Source organism: Roseixanthobacter liquoris, assembly GCF_043195135.2.
In the GTDB taxonomy this organism is placed as follows: domain Bacteria; phylum Pseudomonadota; class Alphaproteobacteria; order Rhizobiales; family Xanthobacteraceae; genus NCEH01.
The window spans coordinates 1,928,609-1,955,290 of sequence record NZ_CM195537.1 but is presented as its reverse complement, the minus strand read 5'-3'; the positions used below and the strand labels follow the sequence as shown (position 1 = coordinate 1,955,290).

Annotated in this window: 22 protein-coding genes; 5 read left to right on the top strand and 17 right to left on the bottom strand. The window is 67.7% G+C overall.

Annotation, left to right across the window (positions count from 1 at the left end):
- Window positions 1-41: 41 nt before the first annotated feature.
- From glyS to V5F84_RS08575, 3 genes are all read right to left on the bottom strand, one after another.
- Window positions 42-2,276, bottom strand: coding sequence for a glycine--tRNA ligase subunit beta (glyS, locus tag V5F84_RS08585; RefSeq protein ID WP_394044236.1), 2,235 nt, complete (start codon window positions 2,274-2,276; stop codon window positions 42-44).
- A gap of 61 nt (window positions 2,277-2,337) precedes the next feature.
- On the bottom strand, window positions 2,338-3,693 hold the full coding sequence (locus tag V5F84_RS08580; RefSeq protein WP_394044235.1) for an MFS transporter: 1,356 nt from the start codon (window positions 3,691-3,693) through the stop codon (window positions 2,338-2,340).
- A gap of 19 nt (window positions 3,694-3,712) precedes the next feature.
- Window positions 3,713-4,642: a glycine--tRNA ligase subunit alpha gene (locus tag V5F84_RS08575; RefSeq protein ID WP_394044318.1), complete on the bottom strand. Its 930-nt coding sequence runs from the start codon at window positions 4,640-4,642 to the stop codon at window positions 3,713-3,715.
- Between the two features lie 263 nt (window positions 4,643-4,905).
- Between V5F84_RS08575 and V5F84_RS08570 the strand changes: the two genes are divergently transcribed.
- Window positions 4,906-5,319 carry a hypothetical protein gene (locus tag V5F84_RS08570; protein ID WP_394044234.1) on the top strand — a complete coding sequence of 138 codons (414 nt, stop codon included), beginning with the start codon at window positions 4,906-4,908 and terminating at the stop codon, window positions 5,317-5,319.
- A gap of 102 nt (window positions 5,320-5,421) precedes the next feature.
- Here the strand turns inward: V5F84_RS08570 and V5F84_RS08565 are convergent, their stop codons facing one another.
- From V5F84_RS08565 to V5F84_RS08545, 5 genes are all read right to left on the bottom strand, one after another.
- On the bottom strand, window positions 5,422-6,513 hold the full coding sequence (locus V5F84_RS08565) for a TRAP transporter substrate-binding protein (protein ID WP_394044233.1): 1,092 nt from the start codon (window positions 6,511-6,513) through the stop codon (window positions 5,422-5,424).
- Between the two features lie 148 nt (window positions 6,514-6,661).
- Window positions 6,662-7,798 (bottom strand): Mrp/NBP35 family ATP-binding protein, encoded by a 1,137-nt coding sequence (locus tag V5F84_RS08560; RefSeq protein WP_394044232.1) that lies wholly within the window; start codon window positions 7,796-7,798, stop codon window positions 6,662-6,664.
- 152 nt (window positions 7,799-7,950) lie between these two features.
- A complete protein-coding gene (locus tag V5F84_RS08555; protein WP_394044231.1) occupies window positions 7,951-8,658 on the bottom strand; it encodes a uracil-DNA glycosylase family protein in 708 nt (235 codons plus the stop codon).
- A 78-nt stretch (window positions 8,659-8,736) separates the two neighbouring features.
- On the bottom strand, window positions 8,737-9,348 hold the full coding sequence (locus tag V5F84_RS08550) for a glutathione S-transferase family protein (protein ID WP_394044230.1): 612 nt from the start codon (window positions 9,346-9,348) through the stop codon (window positions 8,737-8,739).
- Between the two features lie 67 nt (window positions 9,349-9,415).
- Complete coding sequence (locus tag V5F84_RS08545) at window positions 9,416-9,901, bottom strand: thermonuclease family protein (protein WP_394044317.1); 486 nt, start codon at window positions 9,899-9,901, stop codon at window positions 9,416-9,418.
- A 143-nt stretch (window positions 9,902-10,044) separates the two neighbouring features.
- Here V5F84_RS08545 and V5F84_RS08540 point away from each other — a divergent pair, with 143 nt between their 5' ends.
- Window positions 10,045-11,250, top strand: a complete 1,206-nt coding sequence (locus tag V5F84_RS08540) for an ATP-binding protein (protein ID WP_509277189.1) — start codon at window positions 10,045-10,047, stop codon at window positions 11,248-11,250.
- Window positions 11,251-11,280: 30 nt separating this feature from the next.
- Here V5F84_RS08540 and cobT read toward each other — a convergent pair whose 3' ends face one another.
- The 9 genes from cobT to V5F84_RS08495 form a co-directional block, all read right to left on the bottom strand.
- On the bottom strand, window positions 11,281-12,306 hold the full coding sequence (gene cobT / locus V5F84_RS08535; RefSeq protein WP_394044228.1) for a nicotinate-nucleotide--dimethylbenzimidazole phosphoribosyltransferase: 1,026 nt from the start codon (window positions 12,304-12,306) through the stop codon (window positions 11,281-11,283).
- Window positions 12,307-12,351: 45 nt separating this feature from the next.
- Window positions 12,352-15,558 carry an efflux RND transporter permease subunit gene (locus V5F84_RS08530; RefSeq protein ID WP_394044227.1) on the bottom strand — a complete coding sequence of 1,069 codons (3,207 nt, stop codon included), beginning with the start codon at window positions 15,556-15,558 and terminating at the stop codon, window positions 12,352-12,354.
- A 12-nt stretch (window positions 15,559-15,570) separates the two neighbouring features.
- Window positions 15,571-16,761: an efflux RND transporter periplasmic adaptor subunit gene (locus V5F84_RS08525; protein ID WP_394044226.1), complete on the bottom strand. Its 1,191-nt coding sequence runs from the start codon at window positions 16,759-16,761 to the stop codon at window positions 15,571-15,573.
- Window positions 16,762-16,900: 139 nt separating this feature from the next.
- Window positions 16,901-18,469 carry a murein biosynthesis integral membrane protein MurJ gene (gene murJ, locus V5F84_RS08520; protein ID WP_394044225.1) on the bottom strand — a complete coding sequence of 523 codons (1,569 nt, stop codon included), beginning with the start codon at window positions 18,467-18,469 and terminating at the stop codon, window positions 16,901-16,903.
- A gap of 160 nt (window positions 18,470-18,629) precedes the next feature.
- Window positions 18,630-19,784 (bottom strand): DegT/DnrJ/EryC1/StrS family aminotransferase, encoded by a 1,155-nt coding sequence (locus V5F84_RS08515; RefSeq protein ID WP_394044224.1) that lies wholly within the window; start codon window positions 19,782-19,784, stop codon window positions 18,630-18,632.
- 23 nt (window positions 19,785-19,807) lie between these two features.
- Entirely contained in the window at window positions 19,808-20,800 is a 993-nt protein-coding gene (locus tag V5F84_RS08510) for a Gfo/Idh/MocA family oxidoreductase (RefSeq protein WP_394044223.1), read from the bottom strand.
- Window positions 20,801-21,049: 249 nt separating this feature from the next.
- Entirely contained in the window at window positions 21,050-21,685 is a 636-nt protein-coding gene (locus V5F84_RS08505) for an outer membrane protein (protein WP_394044222.1), read from the bottom strand.
- Between the two features lie 208 nt (window positions 21,686-21,893).
- Window positions 21,894-22,592 carry an outer membrane protein gene (locus tag V5F84_RS08500; protein WP_394044221.1) on the bottom strand — a complete coding sequence of 233 codons (699 nt, stop codon included), beginning with the start codon at window positions 22,590-22,592 and terminating at the stop codon, window positions 21,894-21,896.
- Between the two features lie 206 nt (window positions 22,593-22,798).
- Window positions 22,799-23,407 carry an outer membrane protein gene (locus V5F84_RS08495; RefSeq protein ID WP_394044220.1) on the bottom strand — a complete coding sequence of 203 codons (609 nt, stop codon included), beginning with the start codon at window positions 23,405-23,407 and terminating at the stop codon, window positions 22,799-22,801.
- A 192-nt stretch (window positions 23,408-23,599) separates the two neighbouring features.
- Here V5F84_RS08495 and uvrC point away from each other — a divergent pair, with 192 nt between their 5' ends.
- The 3 genes from uvrC (at window position 23,600) to moaD (ending at window position 26,682) form a co-directional block, all read left to right on the top strand.
- Window positions 23,600-25,705 carry an excinuclease ABC subunit UvrC gene (gene uvrC, locus V5F84_RS08490; protein ID WP_394044219.1) on the top strand — a complete coding sequence of 702 codons (2,106 nt, stop codon included), beginning with the start codon at window positions 23,600-23,602 and terminating at the stop codon, window positions 25,703-25,705.
- A gap of 90 nt (window positions 25,706-25,795) precedes the next feature.
- The gene (gene pgsA / locus V5F84_RS08485) at window positions 25,796-26,434 is read left to right on the top strand and encodes a CDP-diacylglycerol--glycerol-3-phosphate 3-phosphatidyltransferase (protein WP_394044218.1); all 639 of its coding nucleotides are present in this window, start codon (window positions 25,796-25,798) and stop codon (window positions 26,432-26,434) included.
- Window positions 26,431-26,682, top strand: coding sequence for a molybdopterin converting factor subunit 1 (gene moaD, locus V5F84_RS08480; RefSeq protein WP_394044217.1), 252 nt, complete (start codon window positions 26,431-26,433; stop codon window positions 26,680-26,682). Before pgsA ends, moaD begins: the two co-directional genes overlap by 4 nt.

Sequence of the window (26,682 nt, the reverse complement as noted above, 5' to 3'; positions counted from 1 at the left end):
TGATGGTATTGGAGAACGCCGGCGGCGCGGCGGACCGGGAATTACCCCTCGATCCGGTCGAAATCCGCGATCGCGCGCGTGGAGGCGCGGATCTCATCCAGCAGCTTCAGGCGGTTGATGCGCAATTGCGGCTCGCTCGCATTCACCGTCACAGCCTCGAAGAAGGTATCGACCGGGCCGCGCAGATGCGCGAGCGCCGCCATGGCGGCCGCATAATCCTCCCGCGCCACCGCTTCGGCCACCTGCGGCTTGACGGTTTCGATCATGGCCGCGAGGCGCTCCTCGGCCGGCTCCACCAGGAAGCGGGCATCCGCCGGCCCCTCGTAGCGCTCGCCGTCCTTCTTCTCCTCGATGCGCAGGATGTTGACCGCGCGCCGATAACCGGCCAGCAGGGTCCTGCCGTCCTCGGTTTCCAGGAAGCGCTGGAGCGCCTCCACGCGCCGCACGATCATCAGCAGGTCGTCCTGGTTCTCAAGGCCGAACACCGCGTCCACCAGATCGTGCCGGGCGCCGCGCTCGCGCATGTGCACCTTCAGCCGCTCGGCGAAGAAGGCGAGCAGGTCGCGCGCCAGATCGCCGGACAGGGTCTGCCCTTCGGCCCGCTCGATGGCGGGCACCTCCGCGCCGGGGGCGAGCTTCAGGATGCGCCGGGCGAGACCCTGGAGCAGGTCGCTCACCACCTTGTCGGCCAGCGCACCCACGCGGAACACGTCATGCGGATGGCTGGCATAATGGGCCTCGCCGAGGATCGGGCGCGTCGCGGAGACCAGCAATGGCAGCAGCGGCAGACGCAGATCATTGTCGAGCACGATGCGGATCACCCCGAGCGCCGCACGGCGCAGGGCATAGGGATCCTTGGAACCCGTCGGCTTCTCGTCGATCACCCAGAAGCCGACCAGCGTGTCGATCTTGTCCGCCAGGGCGACGGCGATGGACACCGGCGCGGTGGGCACGCGGTCCGAGGGACCCTGCGGCTTGTAATGATCCTCGCTCGCGGCGGCGATCTCGGCCGGCAAGCCCTCGCCCTGGGCGTAATAGCGGCCCATCAGGCCCTGAAGCTCGGGGAACTCGCCCACCACCTCGGTGAGCAGGTCGGCCTTCGCCACCAGCGCCGCGCGCGCGGCCAGCGCGGGATCCGCCCCCACCTGCGGGGCGATCTCCTGCGCGAGGCGGGCGATCCGCGCGATGCGCGCGCCCTGGCTGCCGAGCTTCTCGTGGAAGGTGACGGAATCGAACTTGCCGAGGCGGCCTTCCAGCGTGCCCTTGCGGTCCGTGTCCCAGAAGAATTTCGCATCCGACAGGCGGGCGCGGATCACCCGCCCGTTGCCGGCGACGATCTCACCGCCGCCGTCGCTCGCGGCGATGTTGGAAATCAGGATGAAGCGGTTGGCGAGGCGCCCGGTCTTCGGGTCCTTCAGCACGAAGCACTTCTGGTTGGCGCGGATGGTGGCGCGGATCACCTCGTCGGGGATGGAGAGGAAATCCTCCTCGAACGCGCCGATGAGAACGACGGGCCATTCCACGAGACCGGCCACCTCCTCCAGCAGCGCCTCGTCCTCCACCAGATCCAGGCCGTGGACCAGGGCGAGGTCTTTTGCGTCGGCGAGGATGATGTCCTTGCGGCGGTCGCGGTCGACCACCACCTTGGCCGCCTCCAGCTTGGCGAGATAATCCTCCAGCCGCCGCACCTTGATGGGCGCCGGGGCCAGGAAGCGATGGCCGTGGGTGATGTCGGAGGAGACGATGCCGTCGATCTCGAAATGCACCACCTCGGGATCTTCCACCTCGGTACCGAAGGTGCACAGGATGGAATGTAGCGGCCGCACCCAGCGCAGGCTGCCTGAACCCCAGCGCATGGATTTCGGCCAGGGGAAGCTGCGCACGATCTGCGGCACGATCTCGGCGATCACCTCGGTAGTCGCCCGGCCGGGGCGCTCCACCACCGCCACATAGAAATCGCCCTTCTTCGGGTCGCTCTGGATGCTCGCCTGATCGATGGAGGCAAGGCCGGCGCTCTTCAGGAAGCCCTGGATCGCGCCCTCCGGCGCGCCGACGCGCGGCCCCTTCTTCTCATCGCGCGTATCGCTCTGCCGCCCGGGCAGCCCGTGGATGGCCAGCGCAAGGCGCCGCGGCGTCACGAAGGCTTTCGCGCCCTCGTAGAGCAGGCCGCGTTCCACCAGGGCGTCGGTGACGAGCTTGCGGAGCGATTCCGCCGCCTGCGCCTGCATGCGGGCCGGAATTTCTTCGCTGAACAATTCAAGGAGCAGATCGGGCATTGGCTTTGGCTCATCCTCCCGGCGAACGGGGGGCGGCGCGCGGGCGCCTTCTGGAGTGAAGTCAGGTCAGGCTGTTGCCTAGAGGGTTTCGCGCAGCGCGTCGAGATGGCGTGCCCCGCTGTTCGCGGTCCAGCGGCTGGCCGGCGCGATCCTCCATGGTGAGAAGGCCGGCGAGCGCGATCGCCGCGAGCACGATCAGATACAGCGCCGGCGCCATGGCGCTCTCCAGCCGCTCCTGGAGAAACACGGCGGCGATGGGCGCCGTGCCGCCGCCGAGCCCGATGCCGAGATTCCAGCTGATCGCCACCGCCGAGCAGCGGGTGCGGCGGGCGAACATCTCCACCAGCGTGCCCGGCATGGTGCCGCCGCCGAGCGCGATCAGCACCGCAAAGCCCAGCTGCCCGAGAAACACCTCCTCGGGAACCGCGCTGCTCAGCAGGCGAAACAGCGGCCAGGAAAACACGATCATTCCGAAGAAGCCGGCGCCGAGCACCCATTTGCGGCCGATGCGATCGCTGAGCGCGGCGAAGACGACGCACAGGATCAGCGTCACCATCATGTTCGCGGTGTTCATCTGAAGCGCCACCCGCGCGCTGAGATGGTCCACCTGCTGCATGTAGGTCGTGAGATAGACGAAGATCAGATAGAAGATCACGCCCACCAGGAAGGTCATGGAATTGGCGCGCAGGATCGCCCGCCAGTCCTCCCGGAACGCCCGCACCACGGGCGGCTCGTCGCCGGCCTCGGCCGTGCCCGCGTCCTGCGCCATGGACTTGCGCACCAACAAGGCGAAGCCGCCAAGCACAACGCCCAGCAGGAAGGGAATGCGCCAGCCCCAGTCCACCAGCTGGTCCTGGGTGAGGAAAGAGGCGGTCAGCGCGCCGATGCCGGAGCCGAGCAGCGTGCCGCCATTGCTGCCCACGGTGGAGAACGAGCTGACGAGCCCGCGCCAGCGGGCCGGGCTGTTCTCGGCGAGAAAAACGGCCGAGGTCGTGAATTCCCCGCCGATGGACACGCCCTGCGCGAGGCGCAGCACAAGCAGCAGCACCGGGGCCGCCGCGCCGACCATGGCATAGGTGGGCAGAAGGCCGATGGCGACCGTGGATACGGTCATCAGCCCCGCGGAAATGAACAGCGCCCGCTGGCGACCATAGCGGTCGCCGATATGGCCGAACACCACCGCGCCCAGCGGCCGCATGAGGAAGGAGGCGGCGAAGATGCCGAACGCCGACAAAAGGCCGATGACCGGGCTGGAATTGGGGAAGAAGTTCGTCGCGAAGATGCTGGCGAGGAAGCCGTAGGCGGCGAAATCGTACCATTCCAGCAGGTTGCCCGCCGCCCCCGCGGCCAGCATGTGGGGCGTGGCGGGCCGCTCCGGTGCGGGCGCGGTCGAATCCATGGGCATCGCCCCGCTCATGGTGCCTCCCCCTCGCGCCTCAGGCGGCGGCGCCACCCGCCTCGGTCTTCAGCCACGCCGCCCCGCACCCCTTGGCGAGTTCGCGCACCCGCAGGATATAGCTTTGGCGCTCGGTGACCGAGATCACGCCGCGCGCATCCAGCAAATTGAAAACGTGCGAGGCCTTGATGCACTGGTCGTAGGCCGGCTGGGCCATCAGGTGGCGCTCGCCGGCGTCTCCCGCTGCGAGATATTTCGCGCAGGCGGCTTCCGCCATCTTGAACTGCTCGAACAGCATGTCGGTGTCGGCGTGTTCGAAATTATGGCGCGAATATTCCTTCTCCGCCTGGAGGAACACGTCGCCATAGGTGGTTTTCTCGGCCCCCTCGCGGCCGTTGAAATTCAGGTCGTACACATTCTCCACGCCCTGCACATACATGGCGAGGCGCTCCAGGCCATAGGTCAGCTCGCCGGAAACCGGGGCGCACTCGAAGCCCGCCACCTGCTGGAAATAGGTGAACTGGGACACTTCCATGCCGTCGCACCAGCATTCCCAGCCGAGGCCCCAGGCGCCGAGCGTCGGGCTCTCCCAATCGTCCTCGACGAAGCGCACGTCGTGCAGCGCGGTGTCGATGCCGATGGCGGCGAGCGAGCGCAGATAGAGGTCCTGGAGATTGTCCGGCGACGGCTTCAGGATCACCTGGAACTGGTAATAATGCTGCAGGCGATTGGGATTTTCGCCATAGCGCCCATCCTTGGGGCGGCGCGACGGCTGCACATAGGCGGCGCGCCAATGCTTCGGACCCAGCGCCCGCAGCGTCGTCGCGGGGTGGAAGGTGCCGGCGCCCACTTCCATGTCATAGGGCTGGAGCACGACGCAGCCCCGGTCCGCCCAGAAGCGCTGGAGCGCCAGCAGGAGGCCCTGGAAGGACCGGTCGGGCCGCATATGGGACGGAAGCGCGGGATCGATCATGGCATCGTTCTGACTGCGGCGGCGAGGCGGATCGCGGGCCGCGGCCGCGCCGCTTCCCGCCCCGCATCGCGGCCTTTGAGCACGCGAGGCGCTCCCCCGGGAACGCGCGCGGACACTAGGCGGGCGGCGAAGCGAGATCAAGCAGCGGCGGAATGGTTCCGCTCTAGCGCCGCGCCCGCGCTCAAACTTTGTGTGATTGAACCAACTTAGCCGGGCTCGCGTTGGGTGCGCAGTGGGAGTTCACTTAAGGAGAACACAGCATGCGCAAACTCACTCTGGCCACGGCAGCGTTCCTGGCCCTCTCGACCATCGGCGCGTCCGCCCAGATGAGCGGCACCGCGGCAGGACAGGATCCGCACAAGGGCCCGGCGCAGGAAGGCGGCCGCACCCAGGCGACCCCCGGCCCCAGCGGTTCCGGCGTCATCGCGCCCAACGACAAGGCCGCCGCCCCCACCCCGCGCTCGGGCACCACGGCGGGCGATCCGCATTCCGGCCCCGCGCAGGAGGGTGGCCGCACCCAGGCGAGCCCCGGCGGCAGCAGCACGTCCGGCGGGGTGATCGACACCACGGGTTCGATCACCCCGCGCAGCGGCACCGCCGCCGGCCAGGATCCGCACAAGGGTCCCGCGCAGGAAGGCGGCCGCACCCAGGCGACCCCGGGTCCGAGCCGCTGACCGGCCTGAGCGCCGACCAGGTCAAGCGTAACGGTGCTCAATGAAAAACGCCCGGAATGCACTGCATTCCGGGCGCTTCTGCATGCTCAGAAGGCGGCTTGATCAGCCGCGGGTGCGGGCGCGCACCATATAGTCGTCATAGGTATATTCGACGATCTGCCACCACAGATATTCCTCGTTGCGGAACGCCTTGGCGTGATCGTGGACTTTCTTGAAGTCCGGGTTCTTGGCGCCGATTTCCTCATAGAGTTCCTGGGCGGCCTTGTAGCAGGCGTCCATCATCTCATTGGGGAAACGACGCAGCTGGGCGCCGGCCTTGACGAGGCTCTGAACCGCCTTCGGGTTCTTGGCGTCGTAATTGGCCAGCATGTCGCCGTTCGCCTGGGCGGCCGTGGAGCGCAGAACCGCCTGGTAATTCTTCGGCAGCTCGTTCCACTTTTCCTGGTTGTAGAAGAAGGTCAGCGAGGCGCAGCCTTCCCACCAGCCGGGATAGTAATAATATTGCGCGACCTTCTGGAGGCCGAGCTTCTCGTCGTCATACGGGCCGACCCATTCGGCCGCATCGATGGTGCCCTTTTCCAGCGCGGGATAGATGTCGCCGCCGGCCAGCTGCTGCGGCACGACGCCGAGCTTGGCCATGATCTGGCCGGCGATGCCGGCGATGCGCATCTTGAGGCCCTGGAGATCCTGGACCGTCTTGATTTCCTTGCGGAACCAGCCGCCCATCTGGCCGCCGGTGTTGCCGCCCGGCAGCATGTAGACGTTATACTTCTTGTAGAACTCGTTCAGCAGCTCCAGGCCGCCGCCATGGTAGAACCAGGCGTTGATCATGCGGGCGTTGAGGCCGAACGGAAACGCCGAGCCAAACGCGAACGTGGGGTCCTTGCCGACGTAGTAATAAGACGCCGTATGGCACATCTCGACGGTCTTGTTCTGCGTGGCGTCGAGGGCTTGCAGGCCGGGCACGATTTCGCCGGCGGCGAACACCTGGATCTGGAACTTGCCGTCGGTGGCTTCGGCCACCGACTTCGCCATCAGCTCGGCGGCGCCGTAGATGGTGTCGAGGGATTTCGGGAAGGACGAGGTGCAGCGCCACTTCACTTCGGGCATGGTCTGGGCGATCGCCGGCATGGCGATGGCGGTGGAAGCGGCGACACCCGCGCCGGCGGCGGTGAGGAACTCACGGCGTTTCATTGATTGCACTCCCTGAAATTCTTTTATGACCACCTGCGTAAGGCCAAAGTGTCGCGGGGTCATCCGCGACTTTGTTCTAACGGATGCAACCCCACCTTGGCGACCGGCGCGCGGAAGAAATTCGCAGATGCCGCAGGGTCATGGGCGCCTATTCGATCACGATCCGCGGCGCCTTGCGCGCGCTTGCGCCGAGCCGATCCATGGAGGCGCGCACGTTGCGCGCGATGTCGCGATAGAGTTCGGCCTGCGGGCTCTGCGGATCGCTGACCAGGACCGGCACGCCGGCGTCGGACATTTCGCGGATGCGCATGTGCAGGGGGATCGCGCCGAGGAACGGCACGTTCATCTTCTTCGCCTCGTCCCGCGCGCCGCCATGGCCGAAAATGTCCGAGCGCTCGCCGCAATGGGGGCACAGGAAATAGGACATATTCTCCACCACGCCGAGGATCGGCACGTTCACGCGGTTGAACATGGCGATGCCGCGCCGCGCGTCGATCAGCGCCAGGTCCTGCGGGGTGGAGACGATCACCGCCCCGGCCAGGTTCACCTGCTGCGCCATGGTGAGCTGCGCATCCCCGGTGCCGGGCGGCATGTCCACCACCAGCACGTCGAGCGGGCCCCATTTCACTTCCCGCAGCATCTGCGACAGCGCCGACATGACCATCGGCCCGCGCCAGATCATGGGGGTATCCTCCTCCACCATGAAGCCGATGGACATGAGCTGGAGCCCGAAATTCTCCAGCGGCAGCATGATGCGCCCGTCCACCAGTTCGGGCTTTCCGTGCACGCCCGAGAGGCGCGGCACCGAGGGGCCGTAGATGTCGGCGTCCAGCAGGCCGACCTTCAGGCCGAGGTCGCGCAGGCCGAGCGCGAGATTGATGGCGACCGTGGACTTGCCGACCCCGCCCTTGCCGGAGGCAACGGCGATGATTGCATTGACGCCCGGCACCTCGATGGCGCGCGCCGGCGCGGCGCCCGGCGCGCCATGGGCGTGGCCCCCGCCGGCCGGGCGCGGGCCCGCCGGAGCCGTGCCCATCTTGCGCTCGGCGGTCAGCGCCACCAGGGCCGAGGCGACCCCCGGCATGGCCTTCACCGCCGTCTCGGCGGCCATGCGCACGCTCTCCCAGGCGCGCGCCTGGGCCGCGTCCACATTGATGGAGAGGTAGACCTTGCCGGAGGTGACGACGACGCCGGACAGGGCGGGCGAGGCGGACAGCGGCACGCCTTCAGGGGTGCGAACCTGAGCGAGCGTCGCCCGAACCTCGGCTTCCGTCACTTCGGACATTCCGCGTCTCCTTCATGGACCGACACCCGTACGCCGGGTGGCCGCCTCGCATTCACGTGGGGGCGGTAAAGCATCAGGTGGCGGGAGGCAAGGCTTGGCACAAGGTGCCGCCGGCGCAAAGACGCCGGAGCCCGCTCGCGCGCGGGCGGCACCTACCGCCCCGAGAGGGCGTCGCGCACATCCGCGCGCAGGTCCGGCAGAACCTCGGCCTCGAACCAGGGATGGCGCTTCAGCCAGCCGGTGTTGCGCCAGGACGGATGGGGCAAGGCATAGAGGCGCGGGCCCGCCGCCGCCCGCACCGCACGCCAGTTCTCCACCGTCTGCGTCAGGCTGGAGCCGAGCAGATCGCCGAGGCCGAGGCGGCGGAAATGATAGGCCTGCGCCGGCCGGCCGATGGTCAGCACGATGTCGAACTGCGGCAGGGCGGCGAACAGGCGGTCATGCCACAGGCGCGCGCATTCCCGCCGCGGCGGCAGGTCGCCGCCGGCCGCGTCCTGGCCGGGAAAGCAGAAGCCCATGGGAGCGATGGCGATGCGCGCGACATCGTAGAATTCGTCCTTGCTCACCCCCATCCAGGCGCGCAGGCGATCTCCCGAGGCATCGGTGAACGGCAGGCCGGAGAGATGCACCTTGGTGCCCGGCGCCTGGCTCGCCACAAGAATCCGCGCCGTCGGCGACACCCGCAGCACCGGGCGCGGCCCATGGGGCAGAGGTGCGCCCAGCGGCGCCTCGACGCAGGCGCGGCAGGCACGGATATCGGCCACCAGCGCGGCAAGATCCTCGCGCGGCGCGGGTGCGGGCGCCGTCTGCGCCGCGGCCGCGCCGCCGTCCGTTCCGATCTCAGCCTTTATCATCGCCACACGCCGGCCCTGCCGAAGCCGCCGCCACACCGGCGGCCGCTTCACATAGGCATGGCCCCGCGCGGGCGAAAGGGCGGTTCAGGCCTTGAAGCTCGGGCGTTCCGCCATCTCGGCGCGCCAGCGGGCGATGTTGTTCAGCTCGGCGGGAACCTCGATCCGCGCCGTGGCCGCGAAGTCCAGCGCCACACCGGCCGTGATATCGGCGACGCTGAAATTCGCACCGGCGACGAAGGCATGGCTGTCCAGCTGGCAGTCCAGGAAGAACAGGAAATCCCGCACCTTGGGCTTGTTCGCCTCGCCCCATTCCTTCACCTGGGGCTGCTCGCGCTCCGCCATGCGGGGATGGAGATGGCGGAAGGCGAACTGGATCGCCATGAGAAGCTCGATCTCCACCATGCGCTGCCACATCTCGACCAGCCCCTGTTCCGTCGGCGTGGTGCCGAACAGGCGCGGCTCGCCCTGCACCGCCTCGAAATAGCGGCAGATGGCGATGGTCTCGGCAATCACCGTGCCGTCGTCCAGTTCGAGAACCGGGACCCGGCGGCGCGGATGCAGCTTCACGAACTCGTCCTGCCAATGCTCGAGCTTGCTCAGATTGACCTCGACCGTGGGGACCGTGATGCCCTTCTCCGCAAGGAAGATGGCCACCCGTCGCGGGTTCGGGGCACCCGTGGTCTGATAAAGCTGCATGGCGTCGCCTCCGGTGTTTTGCGGGCACTCACCACGCGGCACCGCCTGGGTCAAGCACGCGAGCGGATCAGCGCGGATGGTCCGCGCGCCACGCGGCCGGGCGCTGGAACGGTCCGCTCCAGATCCCGAGGCGCTGCTGCTCCGCCGCGTCCTGCTCGCTCCCGTAGGCGCGCCCGGACAGGGCCAGGGCCAAGCCCTCCTCCACCATCACGCGCGCCACGTCGCGACCGCCTGCCGTGCAGGTGCCGATGCGCCGCCCATAGGCATCGGTGCCGCGCAGGCGGCAGGTGACCAGGGGCACGTCGAGCACCTGCGCGAGCCGGTGCAGAGCCCTTGCCCCGCAGGGCCAAGTCGCGCGCGGCGCGCCGCAGGTCTGGGCCAGTTCCGGCGCGTCGATGCCCTCGAGCCGCACGCGCACATCCAGGATGCGCAGCGTGTCGCCGTCCACGGCGAAGGCCGGGCCGGCGATCTCGTCCGCGCGCGTCAGCAGCGCCGCGAGGGCGGCGAGAGCCAACAGAAGGGCAGCGGCGGTGAGCAGATCGCGCGGGCGCATGCGGTGCAAGACGCGATTCCCGTGCGCATGGTCAATGGGGCCCCGCCGCGTTAACCATTCATTAACCCTCCTCGCGCAGGAGTCATCCTGAAACCTCCCGCCGGCGGACTCACCTGCCTGCGGGTGTGCGGAAGGTTCGGGCCATGGAACGCCTCTTCGGCTCTGGCGCTCGCCCCGCCCTCGGCCCCACCGGGGCCGGGATGCCGAACGGATTCCGCAGCGCCCCCCCCTTCGACATTCCCGACGCGGCCCGCGATCTCGAAGCGGCCCACCGCGCCGCGCGGCGCGCGGCCGGGCGCCTTGTGATCGCGGCGGGCGCCACGCTGGCGCTGGCGTTGCTCGCGGCCGCCCTTCGGCCGCCGCTTCCGGTCCTGGCGCTGGTCCTGGCCATCTGCGGGCTTCCCGCGCTTGAGGCCGCCCGGCAGGGCCTGCGCCTTCGCCGCGCGCTGCGCGTCGGCACCCGGGCGCTGGCGGCTCTGACGCAGGCAGCTGTGCGTGCCGGGCAGGACATCGCCGATGCGCAGGCGGAAAACGCCGCGAAGTCGCGCTTCCTCGCCGAGATGAGCCACGAATTGCGCACGCCGCTGAACGCGGTGATCGGCTTTTCCGAAATGATGGCCGACGAGGTGCTGGGCCCCCATGCGGTCGCGACCTATGGCGATTACGCCCGCGACATCCACAGCTCGGGCCGCCATCTGCTGGCGCTCGCCGACGACATATTGGACGTGGCGCGCATCGAGACCGGCCACCGCACCCTGCTGGAGACGGCGGTCTGCCTCGATGCGCTGGCGGCGGACTGCGCCCACATGATGCGCCTGTCCGCCCATGGCAAGGGCATGCGCCTTGCCGTGGGCGCGTCTGCGGGCGCGCCGCGCCTGTGGGCGGACGAGCGGGCGCTGCGGCAGATCACGCTGAACCTGCTCGCCAATGCGGTGAAGTTCACGCCCGCCGGCGGCACCGTGAGCCTGCATGTGGGCACGAGCGAAACCGGCGCGCCGTTCCTCGCCATCGAGGATACCGGCCCGGGCATCGATAGCGCCGAGCTGCCGCTGAAACTGTCGGCGCACAACCGCGAGAGCCGGCTCGATCTCGCCACCGGGCGCGGCGCCGGGCTGGGGCTTGCCATCGCGCGCGGCCTCGCGGCCCTGCACGACGCGCGGCTGACATTGGACCCACGGCCGGCGGGCGGAACCCGCGCGCAGGTCACCTTCCCCGCCTCCCGCGCGCTGCCGGCGGCGGAACCGGAGATGGCGGGCGGGCGGGACGCGCCGGAGCTGGAACCGCACGCCCCGGTGCAGGACCTGCCGCACGCACTGCGCGCGGCGCGCCTTGCCCCTGCGGCCGAGTAGCCGGTCGGCGCGGGGCCCATTCCGCGGGGATCAGTCCTTGTCGGAAACGCCCGCCTCGGCAAACGTCGCCATGCCCCGATGGCAGGCCACCGCGGCCTTCACGATGCCCACCGCCAGCGCCCCACCCGAGCCTTCGCCGAGCCGCATGCCGAGGTCCAGCAGCGGCACCAGGCCCAGCTTCTCCAGCAGTTGCCGGTGGGCCCGCTCAGCCGAAACATGGCCGGCGAGGCAATGGTCGAGGGCGGTCGGGTCCAGCGCGTGGAGCACGGCGGCGGCGGCCGTCACCACATAGCCGTCGAGGATCACGGGCACCCGTTCGTGGCGGGCGGAGATGATGGCGCCGGCCATGGCCGCCAGCTCCCGGCCGCCCAGGCGGCGCAGCACTTCCAGCGGGTCGCCGAGCGCGGCGCGGTGCAGCTCCACCGCCTCGCGGACCGCGTTGATCTTGCGGGCGAGCACTTCGCCCGACGCACCGGTGCCGGCGCCGACCCATTCCTCCGCCGTGCCGCCATAGAGGCCATGGCAGATGGCGGCGGCGACCGTGGTGTTGCCGATGCCCATTTCGCCCAGAACCAGCACATCCGCCCCCCCGGCGATGGCCTGCATGCCGAACGCCATGGTGGCGGCGCAGGCGCGCTCGTCCAGGGCGGCTTCCTGGGTGATGTCGCCGGTCGGCAGGTCGAGCGCGAGGTCGAACACCCGCAGCCCGGCGTCGAAGGTGGCGCAGATCTGGTTCACCGCCGCCTTGCCGGCGGTGAAGGTGTCGAGCATCTGCTTGGTGACGGAATTGGGATAGGGCGAGACCCCCCGCTCGGTCACGCCATGGGTGCCGGCGAACACCGCGACCATGGGCCGGTCGGCCGTGGGCATGGCCTTGCCCTGCCAGGCGGCGAGATGGGCGGCGATATCCTCCAGCCGCCCGAGCGCGCCGGGCGGCTTCACCAATTGGCCCTGCCGCTCCCGCGCGGCGTCGCGCGCCGCTTCGTCCGGACCCGGCAGGGTCGCGATCAGGTGGCGGATATCGTCGAAGGGTAGACCGGTTTCGGCAGAGTGCATGACGCTCTCGATGGGAATGACGCGCGGCTTCTGCCGCGCATCTTTCTATTCCGCCGGAGCGGGATGGTCACCTGTGCGCTGCGGTCCGGCGGGATGGTCGCCCGGACCGTCCTTGGCCGGCTTGCCGCCCAGCGCAGCCAGCCAGCGCGCCGTGACATAGAACACCGGCGTGAAGATGAGGCCGAACAGCGTCACGCCGATCATGCCGGAGAACACCGCCGTGCCCAGCGCCTGGCGCAATTCCGCGCCGGCGCCGACCGCCCACACCAGCGGCACCACGCCGAGGATGAAGGCGAGCGAGGTCATGACGATGGGGCGAAGACGCAGCCGGGCGGCTTCCACCGCCGCCTCCTGGCGCCCGTGGCCCTGGTCCTCCAGCTGCTTGGCGAACTCCACGATCAGAATCGCGTTTTTCGCCGCCAAGCCGATCAGCACGATGAAGCCCACCTGGGTGAGGATGTTGTTGTCCATACCCCGCAGGATCACGCCGATCAGCGCCGCCACCAGGCACATGGGCACGATGAGGATGACCGCCAGCGGCAAGGTCAGGCTCTCATATTGTGCCGCAAGCACCAGGAACACGAACACCACGCCCAGAGCAAAGGCGAAGATGGCGGTGTTGCCGGCCCGTTGCTGCTGATAGGCGAGCGCGGTCCACTCATAGGCGAAGCCCTGCGGCAGGACCTGCGCCGCCAGCTTCTGCATGATGTCCATCGCCTGACCCTGGGAATAGCCGGGCGCCGGGCTGCCGTCGAGTTCCGCAGCCGGATACAGATTGTACCTGGGCACGCGATAGGGGCCGGAAATGTCCGAGATGGTGGTGAACGAGCCGAGCGGCACCGTATCGCCCGCCGCATTGCGCACGCGGATGGCGAGGATGTCCTTCGGGTCGAGGCGGAACGGCGCATCGGCCTGCACCTGCACGCGGAAGGTGCGCGAGAACAGGTTGAAGTCGTTCACATAGCTCGACCCGATATAGGTCTGGAGCGCGGCGAACACATTGCCCACGTCCACCTGGAGCAGCTGGGCCTTCGACCGGTCGATGTCGAGATACATCTGCGGCGTCGAGGTCTCGAACAGCGAATAGACCTGCATCAGGCCGGGGGTCTTCGCCGCCGCGCCCATCATGGCATAGACCGCGCCCTGGAGCGCCGGATAGCCGGCGCCGACCCGGTCCTCCACCATCATGCGGAAACCGCCGGCATTGCCGATGCCGTTCACCGGCGGCGGCTGCACCACGATCAGCAAGGCTTCCTGGATCGAGGCGAGCTTGCGGAACAGCTGCCCCTGAACCGCGGGCGCGGTGCGGGCGGGATCGCCGGCGCGCTGGGAGAACGGCTCCAGGATCACGAACATGGCGCCGGCATTGGGCGCGTTGGTGAAGGTCGCGCCCGAGAAGCCGGCGATGTTGATGATGTGGCCGACGCCGGGGGTGCCGATCACCTGGTCCGCCGCCGCCTTCATCACCGCCTCGGTGCGCTGCATGGAGGCGCCGGGCGGCAATTGCACGGCGACGATCAGATAGCCGCGATCCTGCTGCGGGATGAAGCCCTGGGGCGTCGTCACGAACAGATAGCCGCCGAAGCCGACGATGCCCACATAGACGATCAGCACCAGCGCGACGATGCGCACCAGCCGCCGGGTCATCCAGGCATAGCCGTTGCCCAAGCCCTCGAACATCCGGTTGAAGATGCGGAAGAAGCCGACCAGGGGCCGCGCATACCAGGCGACCGGCGCGTCAGCGTGCGCATGCGGCCGCAGCAGCAGGGCGCACATGGCGGGCGAGAGCGTCAGCGAAACCAGCAGCGAGATCAGGGTCGATCCGGCGATGGTCAGCGCGAACTGGCGATAGAACTGGCCCGAGATGCCGGTGATGAAGGCGGTGGGAATGAACACCGCCGAGAGCACCAGCGAGATCGCCACCAGCGCCCCGCCCACCTCGTCCATGGTCTTGTAGGCGGCATCGCGCGGACTGAGCCCCGCCTCGATGTTGCGCTCGACGTTCTCCACCACCACGATCGCGTCGTCGACCACGATGCCGATGGCGAGCACCAGGCCGAACAGCGACAGATTGTTCAGCGAGAAGCCGAACAGCGTCATGACGAAGAAGGTGCCCACCAGCGAGATCGGGATCGCCAGGATCGGGATGATCGCCGCGCGCCAGGTCTGGAGGAACAGGATCACCACCAGCACCACCAGCACCACGGCTTCGCCGATGGTGTGGATGACCGCCTCCACCGACTGCTGGATGAATTCGGTGGGGTTGTAATAGATCGCGTACTTCAGGCCCGAGGGCAGTTCCTTGCCCAGCTCCGCCATCTTCGCCACCACCGCATTGCCGGTGGACAGCGCGTTCGAGCCGGGGCGCTGGAACACGCCGAGCGAGATCGCGACGTCGCGGTCGAGGAACGAGGTGGAGGAATAATCCTGCGCGGTGATCTCCACGCGGGCCACGTCCTTCAGCCGCACCAGCGCGGTATTGGTCTGCTTGATAACCACGTTGCCGAACTGGGTGGGATCGGACAGACGGCCGAGCGTGCGCACCGCGATCTGGAAGGCGCGCTGCTCCGGCACCGGCGGCTGGTTCAGCACGCCGGAGGCGACCTGCACGTTCTGCGCCTGGAGCGCGGTGACGACATCGCCCGCGGTGAGGTTCAATTCCTGAAGCCGCGCCGGGTCGAGCCACACCTGCATGGCATAGTCGCGGGCACCGAACACGGTGATCGAGCCGACGCCGTCGATGCGCGAGAGCACGTCCTTGATCTGGACGTTCGCGACATTGGAGATGAACAGCGGGTCGCGCGAGCCGTCGGGCGAATAGAGGCTGACCACGAGCATCAGGTCGGGCGAGCTCTTCGCCGTCACGATGCCGATCTGCTGCACTTCCTGCGGCAGGCGCGGCTGGGCGATGGCCACGCGGTTCTGCACCTGCACCTGGGCGATATCGAGGTTGGTGCCGAGGTCGAAGGTGACGGAGATGGAGAAGCGGCCGTCAGCGGACGAATTGGAGGAGACATAGAGCATGCCCTCCACGCCGTTGATCTGCTGCTCGATGGGCGTCACCACCGTCTCGGCCACCACCTCGGCGCTGGCGCCGGGATATTGGCCGGTCACGGTGATCACCGGCGGCGCGATTTCGGGATACTGGGCGACCGGCAGACGCAGGTAGGACACCGCGCCGAGAATCAGCACGACCACCGAGATGACCGACGCGAAGATGGGGCGGTCGATGAAGAAATGGGAGAAGCGCATGGGGTCTTCTCCTCACTTCGCCGTGGCGGTGCTTGAACCCGAATTGGCGGCGGCGGGTGCGGCGGCGGGCGTCGCGGGGGCCTCCTGCGGCGTCACCTTCACGCCCGGACGCACGCGCATCAGCCCGTTCACGACCACCAGATCTTCCGGCGCGAGGCCGGACTTGACGACCCGCGCGCTGCCTTCCAGCTGGCCGATCTCGACGAATTTCTGCTGGATCACATTCTCGGGGCCGACCACATAGACGAACTTGCGCAGCTGCTCGCTGCCGATCGCCGAATCCGGCACCGTCAGCGCCTGATAGGCGGCCGAGGCGGGCAGCTGGATGCGCGCGAACATGCCGGGGCGGAACAGATCGTTCTTGTTGTCGAACAGGGCGCGGCCGCGGATCGTGCCGGTGGCGCGATCGACCACGTTGTTCAGGAAGTCCATCTTGCCGACATGCACGAAGCTCTTGTCATCAATCAACTTTAGCTTCACCGGCCCGCCGGTCAGCTCTTTGCCGTCGTTGAGGCGCTGGTAACGCAGGAGCGAAGCCTCGTCGAAGGTGAATTCGAAGCGGATCGGGTCGGTGGAGACGATGATCGCGAGCAGCGTGGGCGTGGCGCCCGCGCCGCCCAGCACGTAATTGCCCACCGAAACCCGGCGATCGCCGATGCGCCCGGCGACCGGGGCACGCAGCTCGGTGAATTCCAGATCCAGCTTGGCCGAGGCGACGGCCGCTTCCTGCGCCTGCACCGTGGCGGCCGCGGTGCGCTCGGTCTGGGTGCGCTGGTCGAACGCCTGCTTGGAGATGGCGTTGGAATTCTTGTCCTGGAGCAGCGTGCGGGCGCGCTCGAGGTCGGTCTGGGCGAAATCGAGATTGGCCTTGGCGACCGCGAGGTTCGCCTGCGCCGAATCGAGGGCGATCTTGAAGGGCCGCTGGTCGATGGTGAACAGCAGGTCGCCTTCCTTCACCAATTGACCGTCGGTGAAGTGGATCTGGGACAGATAGCCCGAGACGCGCGCATGTACATTCACTTCGTTGATGGCAACGAAGCGGCCGACATATTCGTCGTAATCGGTGATGGTCTGGCTCTTCGGCTTCGCGACCGTCACAGCCGGCGGCGGAGGCGCGGCCTGCTGCTGCGGCTGGCTGCACCCCGCGAGAACGAAACCGATCGAAAGAAGCGCGGCGAGCGGAAGGCGGGCCGATACGGACATGAAATATGCTCCGACAGGCGCCGCGCGCGGCGCCTCTTGAATGTCAGGGTGACGGGCGGCGCCTTCCGCAATCGACGTGCCGCGTCACCAGCGAAGGTCGAATAGCACAGCGATGTGCGATGCAAAACGCTTTAAAGCGTCAATCGCTCGTCCGCGTGGCGTCCGCGGCTTCGGCCGCGCGCCGCCGGGCCAGAGCCTTCAGGAACCTGCGGCCCAGCATTGCCCAAACGGAAAGCGCGTAGGCAAGCCCCCCCGCGCCGACCACCAGCAGGAAGATCACTTCCTCGCGAGCGAAGGCGAACCCAGCCGTGAGCTTCGCCGCCAGCGGACCGGCGCCGAGCAGCACGCCCGCCAGCACCAGGCCGCACACCGCGAGCCGCACGAGGTTGCCCGGCAGGGTTCCATCGCCCACCGGCAGACCCCGGCGGTGGGCAAACCAGATCAGCAGGCCGAGATTGATCCAGCCGCCGAGCGCGGTCGCGAGCGCCAGCCCCACCTGCGCCAACGACCCCATCAGGGCGAATTTCAGCGCCACATTGATCGCCACCGCCAGCAGCGCCGCCTTCATGGGCGTCGCGGTATCGCCGCGGGCATGGAAGGGCGCGATGAAGGCCCGCACCACCACGAAGGCGATCAGCCCGATGCCATAGGCCTGCAAGGTGGCGGCCGCCTCCGCCGCATCGCCGCGCGTGAAGGCGCCGCGGGCGAACAAAGCGCGCATGGTGAGATCGGGAATCAGCAGCGCCGCCACCACGAACGGCAACGCCAGCAACACCGCCAGCTCGATGGAGCGCGCCTGTGCATGGGCGGCCCCGGCATCATCGCCGCCGGCGAGCCGGCGCGACATCTCGGGCAGCAGCACGGTGCCGATCGCGATGCCCACCACGCCGATCGGCAATTGATTGATGCGGTCGGCGTAATAGAGCGCGGAAAGCGCGCCGGTGGGCAGGAAGGTGGCGATGATCGTATCGGCGAACAAGGCGATCTGCACCCCGGCGGACCCGATAATGGCGGGGCCGAGGGCCTTGAGAAATTGCCGCGTGCCGGGATCGAGTCGCGGCCGGCCGAAGCGCAGGCCGATGCCCGTGCGCTCCGCATCCCATCCCACCAGGATCACCTGCCCGATGCCCGAAAGCAGCACGCCCCACGCCGCCGCGTGCCCGGCGGTGGGAAAGGCCGCCGCGCTGAGCAGCGTGCCGACCATGCACACATTCAGCAGGATGGGAGAGGCCGCCGCCATGGCGAACCGGTCGGATGCATTGAGCGCGCCGGAGATCAGGGTCGCCACCGAGATCAGCGCCAGATAGGGAAAGGTGATGCGCGTCAGCGTGATGGCGAGGGCGAACCGCTCGGGATCATCGGCAAGGCCCGGCGCCAGCAGCCCCACAAACTGGGGCGTGAACGCCAGCGCGCCCGCCAGCAGAACACCGTGCACCAGCGCCATGGCGGTGAGAATCTCATCGGCGAAGGCACGCGCGGTCGCAATCCCGCCCTGCTCCTTCAGGCGCGCATAGGTGGGCACGAAGGCGGCATTGAACGCCCCTTCCGCGAAGATGGCGCGGAAATGATTGGGCAGGCGGAAGGCGACGAGAAACGCATCCGCCACCGGCCCGGCGCCCAGCACGGCCGCCATGACGACATCGCGCACGAAGCCGGCGAGCCGCGAGAGCAGCGTCAGCCCGCCGACGGAAAGGATGTTGCGGAACATGAACCGGCTTTTCGTGACAAGCGGACAATGGCGGCGTGCGAACGCGACGGGCGTGCACCCGTCGCGCCGAATCGCCCGCGCAGCATAAGCGAAAGCCGCCCCCTGCCCCACAGGCGCCGGTTTGGCGCCGGCGGCGCGGCCCGCCGTTCGGCGGAGCGCCCTATTCGGCGAGCGCGCGCCGCACGGCGGCGATGATGCGGTCCTGCGTCGCCTCGTCGAGATAGGCATGCATCGGCAGGCTGATGACCTCCTCGCACAAGGTCTCGGCCACCGGCAGGATCGCGCCTGCCGCCGGATAGGCGCCATAGGCCGGCTGGAGATGCATGGGGATGCGATAATAGACGGCGGTGGGGATGCCTTCCGCCTTCAGCGCTTCGGCCAGCGCATCGCGGCGGCCCGGAGCGAGGCGGATGGTATATTGCGCCCACACCGAGGTCGCGCGCGGATCGACGAAGGGCACCGCCGCCACATCGGCGAGCAGGGTGTTATAGCGCGCGGCCACCTTGTCGCGGGCGGCGATCTCGTCTTCGAAGATGGCGAGCTTTTCCAGCAGCACCGCCGCCTGGATGGTATCGAGCCGCGCGGTCATGCCGATGCGCACGTTCTGATACTTGTCCACGCCCTGCCCGTGCTCGCGCAGGCTCTTGAGCACGGTGACGAGGTCCGCGTCATCGGTGAAGATGGCGCCGCCATCGCCGTAGCAGCCGAGCGGCTTGGCGGGGAAGAAGGAGGTGGCGGCGGCATCGCCGATGCTGCCGGTGCGCTTGTTGTTCCAGGTGCCGCCGAAGCCCTGGGCGGTATCCGCCAGCACCTTGAGCCCATGCCGCTCGGCGATGGGCAAAATCGCATCGTAATCCGCCGGCTGGCCGAACAGATCCACCGGAATGACCACCTTGGGGATCAGGCCCCGGTCCTTGGCGACATCGATCGCCAGTTCCAGGCTCTCCGGGTCCATGTTGAAGGTGTCGTCCTTCACATCCACGAACACCGGCGTCGCCCCCACCCACGGCACCACCTCGGCGGTGGCGCAGAAGGTGAAGGCGGGGCAGAACACGGCATCGCCCGCCTTCACGTCCCAGGCCATCAGCAGCAGCGCCAGCGCATCGGTGCCGCTGGAACAGGCCACCGCATATTTCGAGCCGGCGAAGGCGGCGAGCCGCTCTTCCAGCAGCGTCACTTCCGGGCCATTGATGAAGCGGCAGGAATTCAGCACGCCCTGCACGGCCTGATCGATCTTTGCGCCGATGCGCTGGCGCTGGGCGGCGAGGTCGATGAAGGGAATTGGTGCCATCTGGGCCTTCACGTGAGACGTCATGATAAGTCCTTGAAAGGAGCCCTTCAGCCTGCGGCTCGAAGGCGGGCCGAGCGTGCCTTGGCTTCCGCGCGCTCGCTGAGGCAGGCGATGGCGATTTCCAGGCTCGCGACACCTTCTTCGCCGGTGACCGGCGGCGGATTGCCGGTGCGCACCGCCTGGAGGAAATTCTCCAGCTCCGTGCGCAGCGGCTCGGAATAGGCCACCGGAAGGTGGCGCATGGAATAGGCGCCGTCCGGCCGGTAATCGAAGCATTCGGTGACCTGCCGGGTCAGCAGGTCGCCGATCACGTATTTCTTGCGGGTGGCCACATGCACCGTGCGCGCCTTGAACGGCGTGAGCCAATTGGTGTTGATGTGCGCCAGCACGCCCGAGGCGGTGCGGAATTGCAGCAGCGCGATATCCTCGCGCTCGGCCATGGCGCTGGAGGTCTGCGGCTGCAGTTCGACGATGTCCGACTCGGTGAACCAGCGGATCAGGTCGATGTCGTGCACCGCAAGGTCAATCACCACGCCGACATTCGACATGCGGGGCGGAAACGGGCCGACGCGGGTGATGGCGATCGAGAGCAGGTCTTCCCCGCGGATCGCTTCCTTCACCGTCTGCACGGCGGGGTTGAAGCGCTCCACATGGCCGACCATCAGCGTCACGCCCCGCGCCCGGGCGGCGGCGATGATCTCGCGGCCCTGCTCGGCGGTGGAGGCCACCGGCTTTTCCACCAGCACGGAGGTGCCGGCATTGATGATGTCGAGTGCGATCGGATGATGCAGATGGGTCGGCGCGGCGACGATGATGGCGTCGAGGCCCAGTTCCAGCAGCGCATGATGATCCGCCACCGCCTGGCAACCGAGGAAGCCGGCGACGCGGCCCGCTTGGCCGGCGTCGGGATCGGCGATGGCCACCAGTTCGGCGCCCGGCAGTTGGGACAGCACGCGGGCATGGTTGGAGCCCATGATGCCGATGCCGGTAACGCCGACGCGGATGCGGCGCTGCCCCAGTGATGCTCTGTCCTGAGCCATAAGAGGCCTCTTTCTTTGTCGCTTCGTCCGGCTCCTATCACGGGAGGTGCGCCGGACGCGAGCCGCGCGGGTCCCTTCGGCCCCGTGCGGCGTTCAAGAATTGCGTCGGCGTATTACCGCGAATGCTGCAATGCGGCAAACCCCGCTGCGGTAAATCAATGCTGCCCCGGGTGGCGATATGGACCTCGGCCCGACAAAAAAGGGGATGCGCGGCGGCGCATCCCCTTGCTCCACGAACCTTCACGAATGTCAGAATTTGTAGTTCACGCCCAGGCGGGTGGTGCTGGAGGTGAGGCCCGCATCGGCGCCGATATTGTCATAGGTCTTCGAACCCAGGTCGGTATAGAGATACTCGGCGCGGGCGGTCCAATTGTTGGTCAGCGCATATTCCAGGCCACCCCCGACGGTCCAGCCCACGTGGGTGTTGGAATCGCTGATGCCGAAATCGGTGATGGTGTTCTTGCCATAGGCGAGGCCGCCGGTGACATAGGGCAGCACGCGGTCGAACGCATAGCCGAGCCGCGCGCGCACGGTGCCGAAATAATCCAGCGTGCTGGAGAGGCCATAGGCGCCGCTGGAGATGTCGCCGCCCTGGATGTCGGCCTCCACGCCCACCAGAACATTGTTCACGAACTGGTAATTATAGCCGACCTGTCCGCCCGCGGACCAGCCGGAAGGATCGAGCCCGTAGAAATCGGCCGCATCCTTGCCTTTGCCCCAGCTGTAGCCGGCATTGCCGCCGATGTAGAAGCCGGTCCAGGAAAATACCGGCGGCGCCGAGGCCACCGGGGCCGGTGCAGGCGCGGGCCTGCCCAGATCGGCCGCCATGGCGGGCGCCGCGAGCATGGTGCTCAGCAGGGCACCGGACAGAAGAAGCCTTTTCATCGGACGCACCTCGACTCTCGACGTCGAGCGGCAGCATCCGCTCCCAGGCTGGCCCGGAGATGGCGTGCGGAAGGCGAAGGCGTGGCAGCGAAGGGGTCTCTCCATGGCGCCGCCCATACGTGAATGGTATTTAGAAACCTCCCGTGCGACAAAGAAAAACCCCGGGCTTTCGCCCGGGGCTCGAAAATCAGTCGAAACCGATCAGCGATCAGAACTTGTAGTTCACGCCGAGACGGACGGTGTTCACGTCCAGGTCGGTGTTGATCGAACCGAGGGTCGAGGGGATGGAATACGTGTTGCCCTGGAAGTTGGCATACAGGTATTCGACCTTGGCGGTGATGTTGTTGGTGAAGGCGTATTCCACGCCGCCGCCGATGGTCCAGCCCCAGTTGGTGGTGGAGGTGTCGACGCCGTAGAAGTTGCCGAAGCTCACGCGCTCCCAAGCAGCACCACCGGTGATGTAGGGCAGCCAACGATCCATGGCGTAACCAGCGCGGGCGCGGATCGTGCCGAAGGTCTTGATTTCGGGCTCGACGTTGGCGCCGATGAACGGGCCGCTCAGGATGAGGCTGCTGTTGGAGATCGAACCCCACTGCGCGTCGGCCTCAACACCGAGAACGATGTTGTTGGCGAACTGGTAGTTGTAGCCGATCTGACCACCACCCAGGAAGCCATTGGCATCGCCGGCGCTGTAGTTGGAATACGGCGCGCCATAGAACGGCGAGACGTTGAACGAGTTGCTCGCCCAACCCCAGCCGACGTTGCCGCCGAGGTAGAAGCCGGTCCAGGAGAAGACCGGGACGACGGCCACGGCCTTGACGGGATACTTGGTGGCGAGGTCGGCCGCAGAGGCGGCGCCGCCGAGGAGGGCCAGGGCAGAGACCCCGGCGAGAGCGCGCTTCAACATTGTTACACCCTTCATTACGATGCGAAACCAGAATGAGCGGACCTTACAGCGAGTCCGCCGTCCCGTCTGTCACCCTGGAGCAACACCGCCCCAAGAAAACGGGGCGACATTGTGACCAGGAGACTACATCAGAACACAATTGGCGATCAAGGGCCAGCAAACTCAAGCTTCCCGCCAATACGGTTCTAATTTCCCAGCTTAAGACTTTAGAAACGATAGTTCACGCCTGCACGCAGAACATTACCGTCATACCCGACCGAGGCCGGTCCGATCAATGATGAGTACGTAGAACTACCAAGATCGACGTAAAGATATTCCGCTCGGGCACTCCAGTTGCGATCGAGGGCGAATTCTGCGCCCGCGCCGATCGTCCAACCTGAATGTGCCTGCGAATTACTCAGCCCCGCGACCTCGAACTGCCCCTGGCCGTAGGCGAAGCCCGCCGTTGCGTAGGCCATCACCCGGTCGAAGGCAAAACCCAGCCGAGCCCTTACGGTTCCAAGATAATCGACGTTAAATGCGCCCGCGCTGATGCCGGACCAGTCGAAGTCGGCCTCGAGGCCGGCCACCAATGGCGATCCGGCAAACTGGAAATTGTATCCGCCCTGCAAACCTCCGATGAATCCGCCCGGGCTCTGAGACGCCGCCGTTCCCCAGCCATAGCCGGCATTGGCGCCCAGATAGAAGCCGGTCCAGGAAAACGGCGCGGCCGCAGGTGCATAGCCATAAGCGCCATACTGGGTCATATCGGCGGCGCCCGCTGGCGCCGTCAGGCTGATGCACGCGGCGGCGGCGGCCAACCAACGTCTGCTCATCCTCCATCCTCCTGCCATGACCCGGCCGAAGCCGGATGCTGCAAAAGGCATAAGTCGGAAATGGCAAAGGAAGTCTGGCCGACGCCCTTCCCGCACGCCCGCATTACAAAGTCAGGGTGAACAAAGGGTAAATCCGATCCTCCCGCCCTCGCCCCCCTGGCCCCGGCGGCGCCGAATCCCTAACTTGCAGCCATGATCGCCCGCCCGCCCCTCGACCAGCCCGACGACAGCTTCGACCCCCAGGATACGGACGACGAAGCCGCACTGGTGCTGGACTCCCAAGCCGAAGATGAGGTTTCTCCCGGCACGCTCGCCACCGGGCGGGAGGCGATCGCGCGCGCGGTGAAGCATGCGCCCTCCGGCCCCGGCGTCTATCGCATGATCGCCGCCGACGGCACGGTGCTCTATGTGGGCAAGGCCAAGAGCATCAAGAAGCGGGTGCTCAGCTACACCCGGCTCGTCGGCCACACCAACCGAATCGCCCGCATGATCGCGGCGACGGTTTCCATGGAATTCGTCTCCACCCGCACCGAATCCGAGGCGCTCCTCTTGGAAGCGAACCTCGTCAAGCAGCTGAAGCCGCGCTTCAACGTGCTGCTGCGGGACGACAAATCCTTCCCCTACATTCTCATCACGGCGGATCATGCGGCGCCGCAGATCCTCAAGCATCGCGGCGCGCGCAGCCGGCCGGGGGAGTATTACGGCCCGTTCGCCAGCGTCTGGGCGGTGGACCGCACCATCAACGCGCTGCAGCGGGCCTTTCTCCTGCGGTCCTGCTCCGACAGCTATTATGAGAATCGCACCCGCCCCTGCCTGCTGTTCCAGATCAAGCGCTGCTCGGGCCCCTGCACCGGGGAGGTCAGCCATTCCGATTACGCGGAGCTGGTGCGCGAGGCCCGGGCATTCCTCAGCGGCCGCTCGCGGGCGGTGAAGGAGGAGCTCGCCGGCGAGATGGAGGCGGCCTCCGAGGCGCTGGAATTCGAGCGCGCGGCGCGCCTGCGCGATCGCCTCGCCGCGCTCTCCGCGGTCCAGGGCAGCCAGGGCATCAATCCGCGCTCGGTGGAAGAGGCGGATGTCTTCGCCTGCCATCAGCAGGGCGGCGCCACCTGCATCGAGGTGTTCTTCTTCCGCACCGGCCAGAACTGGGGCAACCGCGCGTATTATCCGCGCGCCGACAAATCGCTCGACGAACGCGAGGTGCTCGGCGCCTTCATCGCCCAATTCTACGAGGACAAGCCCTGCCCGCGCCTGATCCTGCTCAGCCACGAGGTGGAGGACCAGGCGCTGATCGCCGAGGCGCTCACGCAGAAGACCGGCTCCAAGGTGGAGATCGCCACGCCCCGCCGGGGCGAGAAGCTCGATCTGGTGAGCCATGCCTTGCAGAACGCCCGCGAGGCGCTGGGCCGCAAGCTGGCCGAGACCGCGACCCAGGCCCGGCTGCTGGACGGCGTGCAGCAGGCCTTCGCGCTCAAGGGGCCGCCCCGGCGCATTGAAGTGTATGACAATTCCCACATCATGGGCACCAATGCGGTGGGCGGCATGATCGTGGCGGGGCCGGAAGGCTTCCGCAAAAGCCAGTATCGCAAGTTCAACATCAAATCGACGGACATCACGCCGGGCGACGATTTCGGCATGATGCGCGAGGTGCTGCGCCGCCGCTTCGCCCGCCTGGTGAAGGAAGCGCCGCGTGCCGGCGCGCCGGCGGTCGAAGAAAATTCCAGCCCGACGCTGGACGAACAGGCCCCGCCGCCGGTGCTGGACGCGGCCATGCAGGAGGCGGTCGAGGAAGCGGTCGAGGAGGCGCCGCCGGTCCTTCCCGACGAGGCGGACGCCACGTCCCCCTGGCCGGACCTGGTGTTCATCGACGGCGGCCTCGGCCAGCTCAATGCCGCGCGCGCGATCCTGGAGGAACTCGGCATCACCGACGTGCCCCTGGTGGGCATCGCCAAGGGGCTCGACCGGGAGGCGGGGCGCGAGCAATTCTTCATCCCCGGCCGCCAGCCGTTCCGCCTGGAGCCGCGCGACCCTGTGCTCTATTTCGTCCAGCGCCTGCGCGATGAAGCCCATCGCTTCGCCATCGGCTCGCACCGCGCGCGCCGCAAGAAGGACATCACGGACGCCGGGCTTCAGGCCATTCCCGGCGTTGGCCCCACGCGCAAGCGCGCCCTGCTGCGGCATTTCGGAACGCTGAAAGCCATCGAGCGGGCCTCGCTCGCGGATCTGGAGCAGGTCCCGGGCATCAACGCCTCGACCGCGCAGGCCATATACGGCTATTTCCATAGCCAGCCGGGGCGCTGAGACGCGCGCCGGCGCGGACACCCGCCTCGACCCCGCCCGCATTCCGGGGCATGGTGCCGCCCACCCGAACCAAGAACGAGCCGCATCAACATGGCCGAGGCCCAAACCAGACCCAGCGCGCGGCCCCGCAGCAGCAAGGAGCGCGGGCTCGTCCTGTCGCTGCCCAACCTTCTCACCTATTCCAGGTGCGCGGCGGTGCCCCTGGTGGCGGGCTGCATGTTCTGGTCCGACATCCTGCACGGCGGCATCTGGCTGCGCTGGGTCGCGCTGGGCCTGTTCATCGCCGCCGCCGTGACCGATTTCTTCGACGGCTATCTCGCCCGCGCCTGGTCCCAGCAATCGGCCATCGGCCGCATGCTGGATCCCATCGCGGACAAGCTGCTGGTCTCCACCAGCCTGCTGGTCCTGGCCTCCGACGGCACGATCCGCGGCTGGTCGCTCTGGGCGGCGATCGTCATCCTGTGCCGGGAAATCCTGGTGAGCGGCCTGCGCGAATTCCTCGCCGAGCTGCATGTGAGCGTGCCGGTCTCGCGGCTCGCCAAATGGAAGACCACGTTGCAGCTGGTGGCGGTGGGATTCCTGCTCGCCGGTCCGGCCGGCGATCTGGTGCTTCCCGGCGTCACCTTTGTCGGCCTCAGCCTGCTGTGGGTTTCCGCCGTGCTCACCTTATATACGGGCTATGATTATTTCCGCGCCGGCGCGCGGCATCTGGTGGAGGATGACCGGTGAAGATCCTCTATTTCGCCTGGCTGCGGGAGCGCGTGGGCCTCGCCGAGGAGGAGATCGTCTTGCCGCCGGAGGTCGCGACCGTATCGGACCTCGCCCATTGGCTGGCGACGCGCGATTCTGCCCATGCCCATGCCTTCGCCAATCCGGCGGTGGTGCGCGCGGCGCTCGACCGGCGCCATGTGAAGGGCGATGCAACACTGGCCGGGGCGCGGGAAGTCGCGTTCTTTCCCCCCATGACCGGCGGCTGA